This is a genomic window from Burkholderia sp. HI4860 (assembly GCF_002223045.2).
GTDB lineage: Bacteria > Pseudomonadota > Gammaproteobacteria > Burkholderiales > Burkholderiaceae > Burkholderia.
Genome location: NZ_NKFO02000001.1, coordinates 2,487,776 through 2,502,911 on the forward strand (window position 1 = coordinate 2,487,776; position 15,136 = coordinate 2,502,911).

Here is a 15,136-nt window from a genome sequence, read left to right on the forward strand (position 1 = left end):
TTCTGGCTATTTACAGATGTCGTGTTTTTGACTGCTGGCATGCTGGACGGCTCGTTGAGCGAGCGCGGAGCCGACCATGCAGCCAGCCGGATTGGTGACACTGACGATGCGAGAGCTTGATCGACTCAAGGTAATCCAGGCCGTGGTGGACACGGGCCTGAAGCCCGGACGTGCGGCCGAACGGCTGGGACTGAGCGTGCGACAGGTGGAAAGGCTGGTCATCCGATATCGAGAGCATGGACCTAGCGGCGTCGCTTCGGGCCGTCGTGGCCGGCCAGGCAACCGCAAGCTCGACGAAGGACTAGCGTTACGCGCCTTGACCACTATTCGAGAGCGTTACGCCGATTTCGGGCCGACGTTGGCCTGCGAGAAGCTGTGGGAATGCCATGGCATTCGGCTGGCCAAGGAGACGGTCAGGAAGCTGATGACGGACGCTGGCTTGTGGATTCCACGTCGGCAGCGTCCGCCGAAGGTTTATCAGCCGCGAGCGCGCCGGGCGTGTCTGGGTGAACTGATCCAGATCGATGGTTGCGATCATCGGTGGTTCGAGGAACGGGCGCCGGCCTGCACGCTGCTGGTGTACGTGGACGACGCGACGAGCCGGCTGATGATGCTGCACTTCACGCAGACCGAGTCGACGTTCAGCTACTTCGAGGCCACGCGAGCGTATCTGGAGCGCCATGGCAAGCCGGTGGCGTTTTACAGCGACAAGTACAGCGTGTTCCGCAATACGAGCGCCAGCAAGACAGGCCAAAGCGTGACGCACTTCGGTCGGGCGATGTACGAGCTGAACATTGACACGTTCTGCGCGAACAGCAGCTCGGCCAAGGGACGTGTCGAGCGAGCGCACTTGACGCTGCAGGATCGGCTCGTCAAGGAGTTGAGACTGCGCGGCATCAGCACGGTCGCCGACGCGAACGCTTACGCGCCCTCCTTCATGGCCATGTATAACGAGCGCTTCGCGAAGCCACCGAAGAGCGGCTTTGATGCGCATCGACCGCTGCGGTCCGACGAGGATCTGGATCTGCTGCTGACCTGGCGCGAGACACGCCGGGTCACGAAGGCGCTGACGGTGCAGTACGACCGGGTGCTCTATCTGCTGGACGATACGCCGGGGAATCGGGCGTGGATACATCGTGACATCGAGGTGTGGGAGTACCCGGACGGACGCATCGAGCTTCGGGCGGCTGGCCAGCTACTGTCGGCACAATCCTACGATCGGCTGGCCGAGGTGGATCAAGGCGCGATCGTGGATCACAAGCGCCTGAGCCATGCGTTGCAGGTGGCACAAGCGTTTCAGGCGCAGCGCGACAGCCGGCGGATCGGCACTGCGCCGTCGCGAACGCATCGGGGGCTGCCGGTGCGGGCAAATGAAGCGCAACCCGGCACGAAGAAACCTCGCCGGTTCACGGTGACTGACATGGAAGCCGCGATTCTGGAAGTTGCGTCAAAAGCAGAAACTGAGCGGCGGTCTGCCAAGGCCCGCGGGTGAGCGTCAGCGCCCTGCCGCCTCAGGCTCGGCACTTCAACACTGAAGGATGGAAAGCCGATGAAACATGCGACATCTGTATTTAGCTGGCGCTACGACATCTGAATCCGGGTATGACATTGGTTGTAAGAGCAAAGTTGTAATGTCGCATCTGGGCAAAGTTGAAATGTCGTAGCTCGAGGGTTTCGGCGCATGCTGGCGGCGGTTCGAACTGCCGGAGCGCATCGTGGGCCAACCTGGACTGATCACCATGAGCATGCGGGAGCTGGACAGGTTCAAGGTCATTCAGGACGTGGCGGACGGCAAGCTCAAGCCATGGCGTGCTGCAGAACGGCTGGAGCTGACGACCCGGCAGGTTCGCCGGCTGGTCGCCAGGCTGCGGGAACACGGGCCTCAACGTCTCGTGTCGGGACGGTATGCGAAGCCAAGCAACAACCGGCTGGACGCGGTAATTGTGGACCGGGCGCTGTCGATCATCCGCGATCGCTACGCCGATTTCAGGCCGACGTTGGCCTGCGAGAAGCCCTGGGACTGCCACGACAAACCTGGTGGCGCTCTACAGCGCCAAGTACAGCGTGTTCCGCAATAAAACGCCGGGCAAGATTGCCCCTAACCACAATCACAGCGGCCCCGGTCGGCTAAAATCCCCGCGCTTGCCAGGCGCAGGCGAATCCGGGGCCGATGACGGCGGCATCGCGCTACCCAGCGCGGCATTGCCGCCGATCTCGGCGGAAACAAAAGGCAGACCCCGCAACCACACAACGCGGATTCAAGGTAGCAGTATGGCCAAAGTGCTGTTGCTCGACGATGAGGTCGAGTTGCGCGAGGAAATCGCCGCGTTTCTGGAAAAACGCGGCTGGACGGTCGATCAGGCCGGCACGATCGCGGAGTTCCAGGAGCGGGCGTCGGATCTCGCATTTGCGATCATCGACGTGATGCTGCCCGACGGGAGCGGTTTCGACGCGGCCGTGTGGCTCAGAGCCCGGCATCGCGAGTGCGGCATCGTCATGCTGACCGCACGCGGAGACACGCAGGACAAGATCGACGGCCTGATCGGCGGCGCCGATCACTATCTGGTCAAACCGGTGAAACTGCTCGAACTCGACGCCATTCTCCAGGCACTCGGCCGCCGGGTGGCGAACGACTGGCGGCTCGACTGCCAGGCCCGCGCACTGTCTGCGCCGGGCGGCGGCCGACTCGATCTGTCGGCGAGCGAGATCGCCCTGCTCGCGCTGCTGGCGCGGCATCCGTCCAAGGCCGTCAGCCGGCGACAGATCGCGGAGGATTTCGGTTTCGACTGGGTCGACTACGACGAGCGCAGGCTGGAAACGATGGTCAGCCGCCTGCGGCAGCGCTGGCGAAGCGAGACGGGCTCCGAACTCCCGCTGAAGACCGTCCATCGCACCGGCTACACGTTCGCCGCGCCACTGATGCTCGCCTGAGCGGCTACGGCCGCCCTGTCCGCGTTCGTGGGCAAAAAGACCGTCGCCCGGCACCCGTACCCCGCCTCGCTGACCAGATTCAACGTACCGCCCTGCATCTCGACCATGCGGCGCGCCAGCGGGAGACCGAGGCCGGTACCCGGCTTGCGGCCCACGTTGCGGCCGCGATAGAACCGCTCGAATACATACGGCAGATCCGCCGGCGCAATGCCAGGGCCGTCGTCCTCGACTTCCAGCTCCACACCGCCCGGCACACGCCGCCCGCGCAACATGATCCGGGTGCCGCCAGGTGTGTATTTGACGGCATTGTCGGCGAGCGTGCGCAGCACGAGACGCGTGAGGCTGCCGTCGCACACGAAGATGTCCGGCAGGTGTTTCGCGTCGATTTCGAGGCGGTGGCCGTCGGACAGCGCGCCGGCCGCCGTGGCCGCATCGTCGAGCAGCGCCGCCAGCCGGGTGTCGCCGATGCGGGTTCCGCGTCGCAGCAGCTCGAACCCGTCCTCGTGCAGCGAGTCATTGATCAGCACCGTCAAACGCTGCGTCGCGCGCAGGATCTTCTGGTAGCGCGACGACGTCAACGGATCGGCGCGGGAGTCGTCGAGGTCGAGATTCTGGGCAGTGGCGTCGATGACGGCCAGCGGCGTCCGCAGCTCATGCGACACGGTTGCCAGAAGCTGGCGCTGCTCGTCTTGCGCACGCTTTTCCAGCGCGAGCGACGCTTCCACCTGCTCCATTGCCTCCCGCAGCGCCTGGGTGCGCAGCGCGACCTTGGCTTCGAGATCGCGCTCGGCCTGGCGCGCGACACGCAATGCATCGGCCTGCGCCGCTTCCATCGCATTGCGCATCGCGTTGTAGCGCGAGCTGATCGCCGAATTCATGACGAGCATGAACGCGAGCATCCCCAGGTATCCGGCGTTGTCGGCGAGCAGCCCCGGCGGGATCCAGCCGACGTTGCGCGCAACACGCAATGCGCTGCCGGCGAGCAACAGCAACAGCACGAGCACGACGATGCGTGCGTGCCGGTATCCTCGGGCGGTGAGCCAGAGCGCAACGCCCATCGTGACGAGAATGACCGCCATCTGCCAGAACAGGTAGAGCGGTCGCACCCACCAGACATTGACGATCAGCATCAGCGGCGCGACAGCCAGCGCCACGACGATCGTCAGTGCGGCAAAAGCGATCGTCGGGCGCCGCCAGCGCCCGTTGAACAGGCCGAGGTAGTGCATCGTGAACAGCGTGCCGACGGGCGTGCCGAGCAGCCAGCTGATCAGGTAGACCGCATTGCTCGCGGCCGGAAAGCCCGGCAGCAGGTACTGATAGATGTAGCCTTCGGCGCCGAGCGCGGTGAGCAGGTTCACGACGACGCTCAGCGCGTAGAGTCCAAACGACACATCGCGCGTCACCCGGAACAGCCACAGGCTCGAGACGAGCAGCACGAGATGCGCGGCGTCCAGCAGCCCGAACAGCAACGATTCCTTGCTCGTCGCGGAGATGAACGCGTCTGGCGACCACAGCGCCATCGAGAAACTCATGGTGCTGGTGCTGCGGATTCGGAGATAGAGCGTGACCGGCTGGTCCGCCGGAAGGTCGAGGCGAAATACGGGGTTGCGGTACGCGATGTCGCGTTGTTCCACCGGCTTGCGATCGCCTGCGACGTGGCGCTGGTATCCGCCGCCCGGCTTGGGCACGTACAGCGTGACGTCGTTCAGCAGCGACGACCGCAATTCCAGCAGCCACATCGGCGGTGCGCTCGCCGGGCGCATCACGATCACGCGCAGCCACACCGCGCCGTTGACATAGCCGAGCGCGGGCTCCGACGTCTGGCCGACGAATGCGCGCGCGATCTCGGGCTGGGACATGCGCTCGACCGTGAGCGTGTTAGCCGGATCGCGCAACAGATCCCAGCCGTTCCGGATGCCGACCTGCCCTCCGTCCGGCAACGTAATCGGCGTTGCCGCGAAGGCCCCGGAGGCCCAGGTAATCAGGATGAGGAAGATGAGCCGGAGCATCGCGCGATTCGTACTGGTGTCTGCAATCGGGCGACACTATAACCGAACGCGCGAGGCCCGCCGGCACGCCGTTGACGTCCGCGCTCCGGATGTCAGAACTTGTCAGTTTTCGCTGCGCACGCTCATTTAAGATGCACGCCAATCAATGAGGCCGGGCGCGGTTCGCAGACAGTGAGTGCCCCGACACCCTTGACCAGCAACGCTACCCTTGCCTACGCCCCGCACGACGACGGCGCACCGACGCCGACAACAACGATATGGCCGGGCTGGCGGCGGCATTCCGACGAGCATGGACAACAAATCAGGCACGAGGCGCTCGTTGGACGGCATGCCGTCGCCGTCGACCGACTGTCGGCAGGATTTGGCGGGCTTTCGTGGTGTTGCGCGCGACGATGGCGGGCAGTGGTCCGCCCTTCTGCAGTCTCGCCTGGCCCAATGGGGCCGGGCGAGGCCGGAAGCGCCTTGCCGTTCTTCAGCACCAACCCGCACCAGGCGCGCGGCTCCCGGAATTCGGGCAGCTTGCAGCTCAAACAGCAATACGTGCCAGCCGACCACGGATGATCTCCTTCGCCTCGCTCACGATGCGATCGGCGAGTTCCTTCACGGTCGGGATATCGCGGATCAAGCCGACGACCCGGCCGCACGACCATGCGCCCGCGTCGAGCGCGCCCTCCTTCATGATGCGCGGATACACGCCGGCGCCCTCTTCGTCGCTATCGTCGAACCGGATATCGGTACCGAGCCTGCTTTCCTTTTCGAGGATGCGATCGACGGCGGTATTGCGCAGCACGCGCTCGGTATTGCGCAACGGGCGCATGACCAGGCGCGCGTCCATTTCGATCGCCGCGACCAGTGTCTGCTTCACGTTCCCGTGCACCGGCGCCTCGCGGGTGGCGATGCAACGCATCCCCATGTTGATGCCGGCCGCGCCAAGCGAAAGTGCCGCCACCAGCGATCGCCCATCAGCCATGCCGCCGGCGGCCACGAACGGAATCTTGAGATCGTCGGCGGCGCGCGGCAGCGGGATGACGCTCGAAATGTCGTCCTCGCCCGGATGGCCGCTGCATTCGTCCGGCGCCCGCCGCCGCATCGCCGCCCCTCCCCCATTCACACGATTCGTTTGTAGAATCAGCGTGTTAGCCGTTCACGACACGGCAAAATCCTCGGCCACCGCCCCAGCGAAGTCACGACGCGCCCCGCGAGGCCCGACAGGCTCGAGCGACACCCACACCCCCAAACCGGAGGGCACCATGGCGATTCACGAAGTCTTTCCCTATTTGCGCGCCAGGCATGCGGACGACGCCATCGCGTTCTATGCGAAGGCGTTCGGCGCGCAGGAGAAATTCCGTCTCGTCGAGCCGTCGGGACGCATCGGCCACGCGGAATTGCAGCTCGGGCCGTGCACGCTGATGATCTCGGACGAGTTCCCCGAATACGATATCTTCGCGATCGACCCGGATGGCAAGGCGCCGATGTCGCTTCACCTGCACGTCGACGACGCCGACGCGACGATCGCCGCCGCGATCGCGGCCGGCGCGCAGCTGACACGCGCGATCCAGGACCAGTTCTACGGCGAGCGTTCCGGCAAGATTCGCGACCCGTTCGGCTACGATTGGCTGATCGGGCATACGATCGAAGCGGTCGAACCCGATGAAATGCAGCGGCGTTACACCGCGCTGCTGTCCGGCGACCCGACGAAAACCTGAACGGCGCACCGCGCGCGCCGGTCGACCACCCCGACATTCGCGATGCACTATCACCCCGACGACATCCACCGGCTCTACCGAAGCGTGCCGACGCTGCTGCTGAACCGTCCTGCGCCGGCCGAACGGTTTTCGCTGCTGCCGGCTGATCGTCGACCTGCGGACTCAGCTCGCATCGCTACCACGCGTCGCCGTGCGTCTGCGAAAGTCACCGCCGTCGGAAGTCATCGCGGCCACGACGGCAGCCGTTCGGGCCGCGTATCGCCGCGGCGATGTCGCGACGGCGCTGGGGCTCGCCCGCGCCTGGACTTAGCGACCGTCCGCCTGTTTTCATCACGGCTTACTCGACGTTGTCCGACACATCCGTCATGCGGATCATGTGCGGCCGCACGCCGTCGTCGATGGCCACCACCTCCTTCGGATGGATCAGCGCCTCGAGTCGCGCCTTCGTCGCGATGAACTCCGGCGTATTGACCTGCGCATAGTCGCGCGGCCGTGGCACGGGCACCTCGATCAGTTCCTGCACCGCCCCCGGGTTCGCCTTCAGCACGAGAATCCGGTCCGCCAGAAAGATCGCCTCGTCGAGATCGTGCGTGATGAACAGGATCGTCACGTCGATGTTGCGCCAGATGTCGAGCAGGTGCGTCTGCATCCGCGCCCGCGTCTGCGCGTCGAGCGCGCCGAACGGCTCGTCCATCAGCAGGATGCGCGGCCGGTTCGCGAGCGCGCGGGCAATCGCCACGCGCTGCTTCATCCCGCCCGACAACTGGTGCGGATAGACATCCGCGAAACGCGTCAGCCCGACCAGATCGAGCCACTGCAGCGCTTCGCGCTCGGCCTGGCCGTTGCTGCTGCCGTTCATCCGGAGTCCGAACATCACGTTCTTCTTCACGGTGAGCCACGGAAACAGCGTATAGCCCTGGAACACCATCCCGCGATCGGCGCCCGGCCCCTGCACGGGCTTGCCGTCGAGCAGCACCTCGCCGCTCGTCTGTGCGTCGAGCCCGGCCAGGATGCGGATCAGCGTCGACTTGCCGCAGCCGGACGGGCCGATCACGCACACGAATTCGCGCCGGTAGGTACGGAAACTGACGTCGTCGAGTGCGGTGCACTCGCCCTGCGGTGTCGCGAAACGCTTGCCGACATGACGCACGTCGAGTATCACGTCGCGGGTTTTCAGGCGCGCGAAGCGCTCGCGCACCGCGTCGGACTGCATCAGGTAATCGGGAACGGCTTGCGGGTTCTGCATGATGGTCTCCGCGGAATTCGGTCGATGGATGGGCGTCAACGGGCGTCACGCGTTCAGCGTGCGATCCCACGGAAACAGCCGGCGGCCGAGCAGCCCGAGCACGATGTCGGTGCCTAGGCCGATGATCCCGATCATCAGGATCGCCGCATACACGTTGTCGAAATGCTGGTAGCGCGCCTGCTGGCTGATGTACCAGGTGATGCCCGAGCTCGTGCCGACGAGTTCGGCAACGATCAGGTAAGTCCAGGCCCAGCCGAGCAGGATGCGCTGGTCGCGATACAGGTCCGGCAGCACGCCGGGGATCACGACGTGCGTGAGCAGCTTCAGCTTCTTCGTGCCGAGTGTCATCGCGGCCTCGAACAGCCCGTATTCGAGCTTGCGCGTCGTGTTCGCGATGATCAGCACCTGCTGGAACAGCGTCCCGATCACGATGATCGCAACCTTCGGCGCATCGTAGATGCCGAGGATCGCGACCATCAGCGCGCCGAACGCGGGTGCCGGCAAATAGCGGAAGAACTCCAGGAACGGCTCCTGCAGCCGCGCGAGCACGCTGAAGGTGCCGCAGACGATGCCGAGCGGCACGCCGATCGCGGACGAGATCACGAAGCCCCAGAAGATGATCCGGATGCTGTGCCACAGGCTCTCGTGCAGCCAGACGCCGTCGCGGGATGCCGGCGGGGTCGTGAACGCCGTGTAGAACGCGCGCAGCACCTGGTGCGGCGCGGGCAGGTACACCGGGTTCGCACGCACGCCTTCGGGCACGGCCGCGTGGGTCGCTCGCGCATGGGCGAGCTCGTCGTCGAACACGTCGCGATCGATCTGCATGCCGGCCTGGAAATAGTCGACGCTGCCCGGATTCGTGACGCGCATTTGCGGATGCCAGATGAACGGCACATAGCTGATCAGGCACCAGACGGCGAACGGCAGCAGGAAGGACGCCACGCCGAGCGTCCATTTTCCGCGGGTCGTCAGCTCGCGTCGCACGGCGAGCCATCCGGTCGTGTTGCGGGTCGTTGGCATGTCAATCTCCGTATCGTTTCAGGTACCGGTCGCGCGCATGCCGGAGCGCCGCGCGACCGGACGTTCATTGCAATGCGCCTGCGTTGGTCGCGCCGCTCGCGGCGCTCGCACGGTAGGCACGCCAGCCGCCGAAGTGCGTGATGTCGTGCGCGCCGTCGAGTGCCGCGCTCTCGCACAGGAAGCCCTGCACCCGAGCACCGTCCGCGAGCGTCAGCGTGCCGATGCCGAGCGGGCCGGCAATGCCGGCGACGAAGCTGCCGTAAGCGTCGACCGGCATCTCCCAGAGCTCGACCGCGATCGACGCGCCGCCGTCCGGCACACGCACGAGGCCCGGCTTGGCGACGCCGCCGGATGCCGCCTCCGACAGCGCGTAGAGACGATAGGCGGGCGCTGTCGTCGTCGCGGTGACGAAACGTCCGGCTCGCTGGGTGAGCTGCCAGTTCAGCGGCTCACCGCTCAGATGCGCGCCGACGACCGCCACGCGCACGACGCCGGATGACGCGCCGGGCACCGGTGCCGGCGTTGCGAACGCGTCGTCTGCGACGTTCGTCTGCAGGCCGCCGCCCTCGTCGCGACCGCGTTCCTCCGCGTCACACCACGCCTGCGCAAGATCGAGCAGCCGCGCGTCGTCGTGCGCGCGCCCGACGAACGTGATGCCGAACGGCAGCCCGGCATGCCGCCCGGTTTCGCAGCGACCGGCGGGCACCGCGATCGCCGACAGGTCGAGCAGGTTGACGAAGTTCGTGTAGTAACCAAAACGCGAATTGACGCCAATCGGGTCGGCTTCGAGTTCGCTGACGGTCGCGGTTGTCGCCGAAGTCGGCATGACGATCGCGTCCAGTCCGTCCCACGCGCGGCCGGCCTCGACGCGCAATGTCGCGAGCGTGTCGAACGCGGTGAACGCGTCGGCCGCGCTGAAGCGCGCCGCGCCGCCGACGATTTCGCGGATCACCGGATGCAGCGCCTCGGGCTCCCGCGCGGCGAACGCGCCGATCGCAGCGAGCCGTTCGGCCACCCACGGGCCTTCGTAAAGCAGCCGCGCGGCAGCCAGGAACCCACTGAAATCGATCTCGACGATCTGCGCCCCGGTCGCGCGCAGGCGATCGAGCGCGGCTCGCCACGCCGCGCCATACGATTCGTCGCCGAAGAATTGCAGCTGGTCGGCACGCGGCGTGCCGAAGCGCAACTGCCCGAACGGGCGCGCCGGTTGCGCGCGAAGCCCGTCCGCGCCCCGCAGCGGCTGCCAGGCGCGTCCGTACGGATCGCCATCGGTCACGCCGTGCGCGGCGGCGAACACCGTTCGCGCGTCGGCCGCCGAGTGCGCGAACACCGACACGCAATCGAGCGACCGGCAGGCCGGCACGACGCCGAGCGTGCTCAACACGCCCTTGGTCGGCTTGAGCCCGACGAGCCCGTGGAATGCGGCTGGCACGCGCCCGGAGCCCGCCGTGTCGGTACCCAGCGAGAACGACGCGACGCCGAGCGCGACGGCCACCGCCGACCCGGAGCTCGAGCCGCCCGATGCATAGCGCGGATCGAGCGCATTGCGGCACGCGCCATGAGGCGAGCGCTGGCCCGACAACCCGGTCGCGAACTGGTCCAGGTTGGTCTTGCCGATCGGGATCGCGCCCGCCGCGATCAGTCGCTCGACGACGGGCGCGCTGCGCGCCGGCGTGTACGCGTACGCCGGGCAGGCTGCCGTGGTCGGGATGCCGGCGAGGTCGATGTTGTCCTTGATCGCGAACGGCACGCCGTACAGCGGCAATGAAGCGAGGTCACGCCCGGCCAGCGCGTCGGCGTAAGCCGTCATCTCGCCATGCGTCAGCGGCCGGATCCACGCATGATGCGGATCGCCCGCGGCGAAATGCGCGGCGATCGCGTCGACGAGCGCGTGTGGCGTCAGGTCGCCTTTCGCATAGCGCGCGTGCAGCGCGGCGATCGAACAGACGCCGGGCAGGATCGAACGTTCCGTCGTGCTCATGCAACCTCCTCGGCGGCGCCCGCCTTCATCACCATCAGCCGCTGGCCGGCCACCACCGCCGCGCCCGGTGCGCAATCGATCGTCTCGATCGTGCCGTCTTCCGTCGCGGTCACCGCAACCTCCATCTTCATCGACTCGACGATCGCGACGACCTGCCCTTCGGTCACGCGCTCACCGGCTTCGACCAGCACCTTCCACACGCTGCCCGATACGTCCGCGGCAATCGCGCGCTGCGTGTCGGCGAGCGCGCCGGCTTCCCGCGCGGCATCCGCGTCGCCCTGCGCCGCGTCGCCGACGTATTCGGCATGCCCGGCCACCCGCCACCGTTCGCGCTCCGCTTCGAACGCCGTTTGCTGCGATGCCTTGAACGCGGCGATCGAATCGGCCTCGTCGCGCAGGAAACGGTTGTATGCGCCGAGATCGAACACCGATTCCTCGATCTTCAGCCCGGCGCGCCCCGCGACGAAATCCGCGCGCAGTTCCGCTAGCTCCGCCTCGCTGACTTCGTAGAAGCGAATCTCGTCGAAGAAGCGCAGCAGCCACGGCTTGCCGGCTTCGAACTCACGGGTGGTGCGGTGGCGATTCCACATCTGGACGGTGCGGCCGACGAACTGGTACCCGCCCGGCCCCTCCATCCCGTACACGCACAGATACGCGCCGCCGATGCCGACCGCGTTCTCCGGCGTCCAGGTGCGCGCGGGGTTGTACTTCGTGGTGACGAGCCGGTGGCGCGGATCGAGCGGCGTCGCGACCGGCGCACCGAGGTACACGTCGCCGAGCCCCATCACCAGATAACGCGCGTCGAACACAATGCGCTTCACGTCGTCGATGCGGGCCAGGCCGTTGATCCGCCGGATGAACTCGATATTGCTCGGGCACCATGGCGCATCGGGCCGTACCGACTGCATGTAGCGCTCGATCGCGACCCGCGTCGACGGGTCGTCCCACGACAGCGGCAGATGCACGATGCGGTTCGGCACGCGCATGTCGGCGACTTCCGGCAGTTCGCGCTCGGCCGTCTGCAGATGCGCAAGCAGCGTGTCGAGCGGCAAGGTCCGCGCGTCGAACTGCACCTGCAGCGAACGGATGCCCGGCGTGAGGTCGAGCATGCCGGGCAGACGATGCGCGTCGAGCCAGCACATCAGCGCATGCACGCGAAAACGCAGGTTCAGGTCGAGCACGAGCGGCCCGTATTCCACCAGCACGTTGCGGTCGCCCGAGCGCCGGTAGACGACACCGATGCCGCCGCCGGCCGACGGGTCGCGATGCAGCACGCAGTCGTCCGGCGCGCTGGTGGGTGCCGGACGCGCAGCCACCGTGTCGGCGGAGCGCGTGGTCGACACACGGGCGCGCACGAACTGCACGGTATCGCCCGGCCGCAGTTGCCCGAGCTTCCACAATTCGTCATGCACGACCGTCACCGGACACACGAAGCCGCCGAGGCTCGGGCCGTCCGGGCCCAGGATCACCGGCATGTCGCCGGTGAAATCGACCGCACCGATCGCGTACGCGTTGTCGTGGATGTTCGACGGATGCAGGCCGGCCTCGCCGCCGTCCGCGCGTGCCCACTGCGGCTTCGGGCCGATCAGCCGGATGCCGGTGCGGCTCGAGTTGTAATGGACCGTCCACTGCGTGCCGTACAGCATCGCGATGTCGTCCGGCGTGAAGAAATCCGGCGCACCGTGCGGGCCGTCGAGCACGCCGAGCGTCCACGCGTGCGTCAGCGCGGGGATCTCCGCCGCGGCCAGCGTGGCGCCCGCTTCGCCGCGCCCGGCTGTCGCGTCCAGATGCAGCACGTCGCCCTTGCGCAGCGCACGCCCCGCATGGCCGCCGAACTGGCCGAGCGTGAAGGTCGCCTTGCTGCCGAGATAGTCGGGCACCTGCAGCCCGCCCTTCACGGCCAGGCACGCGCGCACGCCGGCGCCCGTCACGCCGCCCAGCTTCAGCACCGCGCCTGGCCGCGCACGCAGCACCTGCCAGAACGGTGCGGGCTCGCCATCGAGCGATGCCGCGAGCGGCGCACCGCCGAGCACGAAAAGCGTCTCGGCGTTGAAGCGCAGCGTCGCGCCGACCATCGTGAACTCCAGCCCGGCCGCGTCGCGCGCGTTGCCGAGCAGCGCGTTGGCGAGCGCGAACGCGCGATCGTCCATCGGACCGGACGGCGGCACGCCGACGTTCCAGTAGCCGACGCGCCCGGGCGCCTGCTGCACGGTGGTCTGCACGCCGCCGTCGAGCACGTCGATCGTGTGCGGCGCGAACGCGAAGCGCGACAGGAAGGCGGTCGTCGATGCGCCGCGCGCGAAGGTATCCGAACCGGCAATCGCGCGCAGATAGTCGAGGTTGGTTTCGATGCCGTACAGTTCCGTGCGCGCCAGTGCGCGCTGCAGCGCGGCCAGCGCGTCGCGGCGCGTCTCGCCGTGCACGATCAGCTTCGCGAGCAGCGGATCGTAATACGCGCTGATCTCGGTGCCCGCCTCGATCCAGCCGTCGACGCGCACGTCGTCCGGAAACGCGACGTGCGTCAGCAGCCCCGCGCTCGGCAGGAACTGCTTGTGCGGATCCTCCGCATAGAGCCGCACCTGGATGCTCGCGCCGCGCGGTGCAACGGCAAGCGTGTCGAGCGGCGGGAGGTCACCCTCCGCCTGCAGGATCATCCATTCCACGAGATCGATGCCCGTCACGGCCTCGGTCACGCAATGCTCGACCTGCAGCCGCGTGTTCACCTCGAGGAAATAGAACTGGCGCGTCGTCGCGTCGAACACGAATTCGACCGTGCCGGCCGACGCATAGCCGACCGCGCGGGCCAGCCGCACCGCACTCGCGTGCAACGCGGCGCGTTCTTCATCGGTCAGGCCCGGTGCAGGCGTTTCCTCGATCACTTTCTGGTTGCGGCGCTGCACCGAGCAATCGCGTTCGCCGAGCGCGATCGCATCGCCGTGGCCGTCGCCGAAGATCTGCACTTCGATGTGCCGCGCGTGCTCGACGAATTTCTCGAGATACACGCCCGTATGCGCGAAGTTCGCGGCGCCGAGCCGCACGACGGAATCGAATGCCGCTTCGAGCTGTGCGGCATCGCGGCACAGGGACATGCCAATCCCGCCGCCGCCCGCGGTGCTTTTCAGCATCACCGGATAGCCGATCGCGTCGGCTTGCGCGAGCGCCGTCCGTGCATCGTCGAGCAGGCCCGTGCCCGGCAGCAGCGCGACGCCCTGTGCGGCGGCGAGTTCGCGCGCGGTGTGCTTGAGCCCGAACGCGCGCATCTGGTCGCCGCGCGGCCCGATGAAGCGCAGGCCCGCGGCTTCGCACGCGTCGGCGAAACCGGCGTGCTCGGACAGGAAGCCGTAGCCCGGATGCACGGCTTGCGCGCCCGTCTCGCGTGCGGCGGCGAGAATCGCCGCGACGTTCAGGTAGCTGTCCGCCGCCGGCGCGGGGCCGACCCGCACGGCTTCGTCGGCGAGCGCCACATGGCGCGCATCGCGATCGGCGTCGGAGTAGATCGCGACCGACGCGATTCCCAGCCGCTTCAGCGTGCGGATCACGCGGCACGCGATTTCGCCGCGGTTCGCGACGAGGATTTTCTTGAATCTCATTCCGCCTCCCAGATCGTGAGGCGCACCGGCGTCGGGTTGTACCCGTTGCACGGGTTGTTGAGCTGCGGGCAGTTCGAGATCAGCACCGTGACGTCCATCTCCGCGCGCATCTCCACATACTTGCCCGGTGCGGAAATGCCGTCCTCGAAGGTCAGTCCGCCGAGCGGCGTGACGGGCACGTTCATGAAGAAGTTGACGTTGCCGACCAGGTCGCGCTTGGTGAGCCGCGCGCCCGCGCCGCACGTGCAGTGCGTGATCGCGTTGAGAAAGCTGTCGCGGCAGTTGTGCATGTGCCGCTTGTCGAGCGCATAGCGCACGGTGTTGCTCTCGGCCGCGCACGCGCCGCCGAGCGTGTCGTGACGGCCGCAGGTATCGGCGACGATCGTCACCATCGGGTTGCCCCGGCTCGACAGCAGCACGCTGCCCGCGCTCAGGTACAGGTTGCGCTGCGCGCGGATCGTGTCCTGCGCGCTATAGCGCTCCTCGGGGTCGTCGGACCGGTAGAACAGCGTGTCGACGGCCTGGTTGCCTTCGAGGTCGAGGATGCGGAAGACCTGCCCGCGCTTCAGGTCGCGCAGCCACGGTTCGCCCGCGTTCAACGTGGTGTCGTGAATGGCATCGCGTGGGTCGAGACGGCTTTCGATGATCGGCAT

Annotated in this window: 9 protein-coding genes and 2 pseudogenes; 4 read left to right on the forward strand and 7 right to left on the reverse strand. The window is 67.2% G+C overall.

Annotated features, from left to right (window positions below):
- The first annotated feature begins 76 nt into the window (after positions 1 to 76).
- The 3 genes and pseudogenes from CFB34_RS11065 (at position 77) to CFB34_RS11075 (ending at position 2,931) form a co-directional block, all read left to right on the forward strand.
- On the forward strand, positions 77 to 1,492 hold the full coding sequence (locus CFB34_RS11065) for an ISNCY family transposase (protein ID WP_143329446.1): 1,416 nt from the start codon (positions 77 to 79) through the stop codon (positions 1,490 to 1,492).
- Positions 1,493 to 1,739: 247 nt separating this feature from the next.
- Positions 1,740 to 2,027: pseudogene (locus CFB34_RS11070) on the forward strand (helix-turn-helix domain-containing protein); the annotation flags it as partial.
- Positions 2,028 to 2,037: 10 nt separating this feature from the next.
- The gene (locus tag CFB34_RS11075; RefSeq protein ID WP_242808594.1) at positions 2,038 to 2,931 is read left to right on the forward strand and encodes a response regulator transcription factor; all 894 of its coding nucleotides are present in this window, start codon (positions 2,038 to 2,040) and stop codon (positions 2,929 to 2,931) included.
- Here CFB34_RS11075 and CFB34_RS11080 read toward each other — a convergent pair.
- Complete coding sequence (locus tag CFB34_RS11080) at positions 2,898 to 4,940, reverse strand: sensor histidine kinase (RefSeq protein WP_089442449.1); 2,043 nt, start codon at positions 4,938 to 4,940, stop codon at positions 2,898 to 2,900. The genes CFB34_RS11075 and CFB34_RS11080 overlap by 34 nt on opposite strands.
- 526 nt (positions 4,941 to 5,466) lie before the next feature.
- A pseudogene (locus CFB34_RS11085) lies at positions 5,467 to 6,009 on the reverse strand (nitronate monooxygenase); the annotation flags it as partial.
- 181 nt (positions 6,010 to 6,190) lie between these two features.
- Between CFB34_RS11085 and CFB34_RS11090 the strand changes: the two are divergent.
- Positions 6,191 to 6,646 (forward strand): VOC family protein, encoded by a 456-nt coding sequence (locus tag CFB34_RS11090; protein ID WP_089442448.1) that lies wholly within the window; start codon positions 6,191 to 6,193, stop codon positions 6,644 to 6,646.
- A gap of 337 nt (positions 6,647 to 6,983) precedes the next feature.
- Here the strand turns inward: CFB34_RS11090 and CFB34_RS11095 are convergent, their stop codons facing one another.
- The 5 genes from CFB34_RS11095 to CFB34_RS11115 form a co-directional block, all read right to left on the reverse strand.
- The gene (locus tag CFB34_RS11095) at positions 6,984 to 7,892 is read right to left on the reverse strand and encodes an ABC transporter ATP-binding protein (protein WP_089442447.1); all 909 of its coding nucleotides are present in this window, start codon (positions 7,890 to 7,892) and stop codon (positions 6,984 to 6,986) included.
- A 45-nt stretch (positions 7,893 to 7,937) separates the two neighbouring features.
- A complete protein-coding gene (locus CFB34_RS11100) occupies positions 7,938 to 8,912 on the reverse strand; it encodes an ABC transporter permease (RefSeq protein ID WP_089442446.1) in 975 nt (324 codons plus the stop codon).
- Positions 8,913 to 8,976: 64 nt separating this feature from the next.
- Positions 8,977 to 10,893 (reverse strand): allophanate hydrolase, encoded by a 1,917-nt coding sequence (atzF, locus tag CFB34_RS11105; RefSeq protein ID WP_089442445.1) that lies wholly within the window; start codon positions 10,891 to 10,893, stop codon positions 8,977 to 8,979.
- Positions 10,890 to 14,483 carry an urea carboxylase gene (gene uca, locus CFB34_RS11110; protein ID WP_089442444.1) on the reverse strand — a complete coding sequence of 1,198 codons (3,594 nt, stop codon included), beginning with the start codon at positions 14,481 to 14,483 and terminating at the stop codon, positions 10,890 to 10,892. Before uca ends, atzF begins: the two co-directional genes overlap by 4 nt.
- Positions 14,480 to 15,136: an urea amidolyase associated protein UAAP2 gene (locus tag CFB34_RS11115; protein ID WP_089442443.1), complete on the reverse strand. Its 657-nt coding sequence runs from the start codon at positions 15,134 to 15,136 to the stop codon at positions 14,480 to 14,482. Before CFB34_RS11115 ends, uca begins: the two co-directional genes overlap by 4 nt.

Excerpts from the sequence above, each read along its gene's own strand:
- atzF (WP_089442445.1), bottom strand. The coding sequence starts at position 10,893 with ATGAGCACGACGGAACGTTCGATCCTGCCCGGCGTCTGTTCGATCGCC.
- CFB34_RS11090 (WP_089442448.1), top strand. The coding sequence starts at position 6,191 with ATGGCGATTCACGAAGTCTTTCCCTATTTGCGCGCCAGGCATGCGGAC.
- CFB34_RS11100 (WP_089442446.1), bottom strand. The coding sequence starts at position 8,912 with ATGCCAACGACCCGCAACACGACCGGATGGCTCGCCGTGCGACGCGAG.
- CFB34_RS11095 (WP_089442447.1), bottom strand. The coding sequence starts at position 7,892 with ATGCAGAACCCGCAAGCCGTTCCCGATTACCTGATGCAGTCCGACGCG.
- CFB34_RS11065 (WP_143329446.1), top strand. The coding sequence starts at position 77 with ATGCAGCCAGCCGGATTGGTGACACTGACGATGCGAGAGCTTGATCGA.
- uca (WP_089442444.1), bottom strand. The coding sequence starts at position 14,483 with ATGAGATTCAAGAAAATCCTCGTCGCGAACCGCGGCGAAATCGCGTGC.
- CFB34_RS11115 (WP_089442443.1), bottom strand. The coding sequence starts at position 15,136 with ATGCCGATCATCGAAAGCCGTCTCGACCCACGCGATGCCATTCACGAC.
- CFB34_RS11080 (WP_089442449.1), bottom strand. The coding sequence starts at position 4,940 with ATGCTCCGGCTCATCTTCCTCATCCTGATTACCTGGGCCTCCGGGGCC.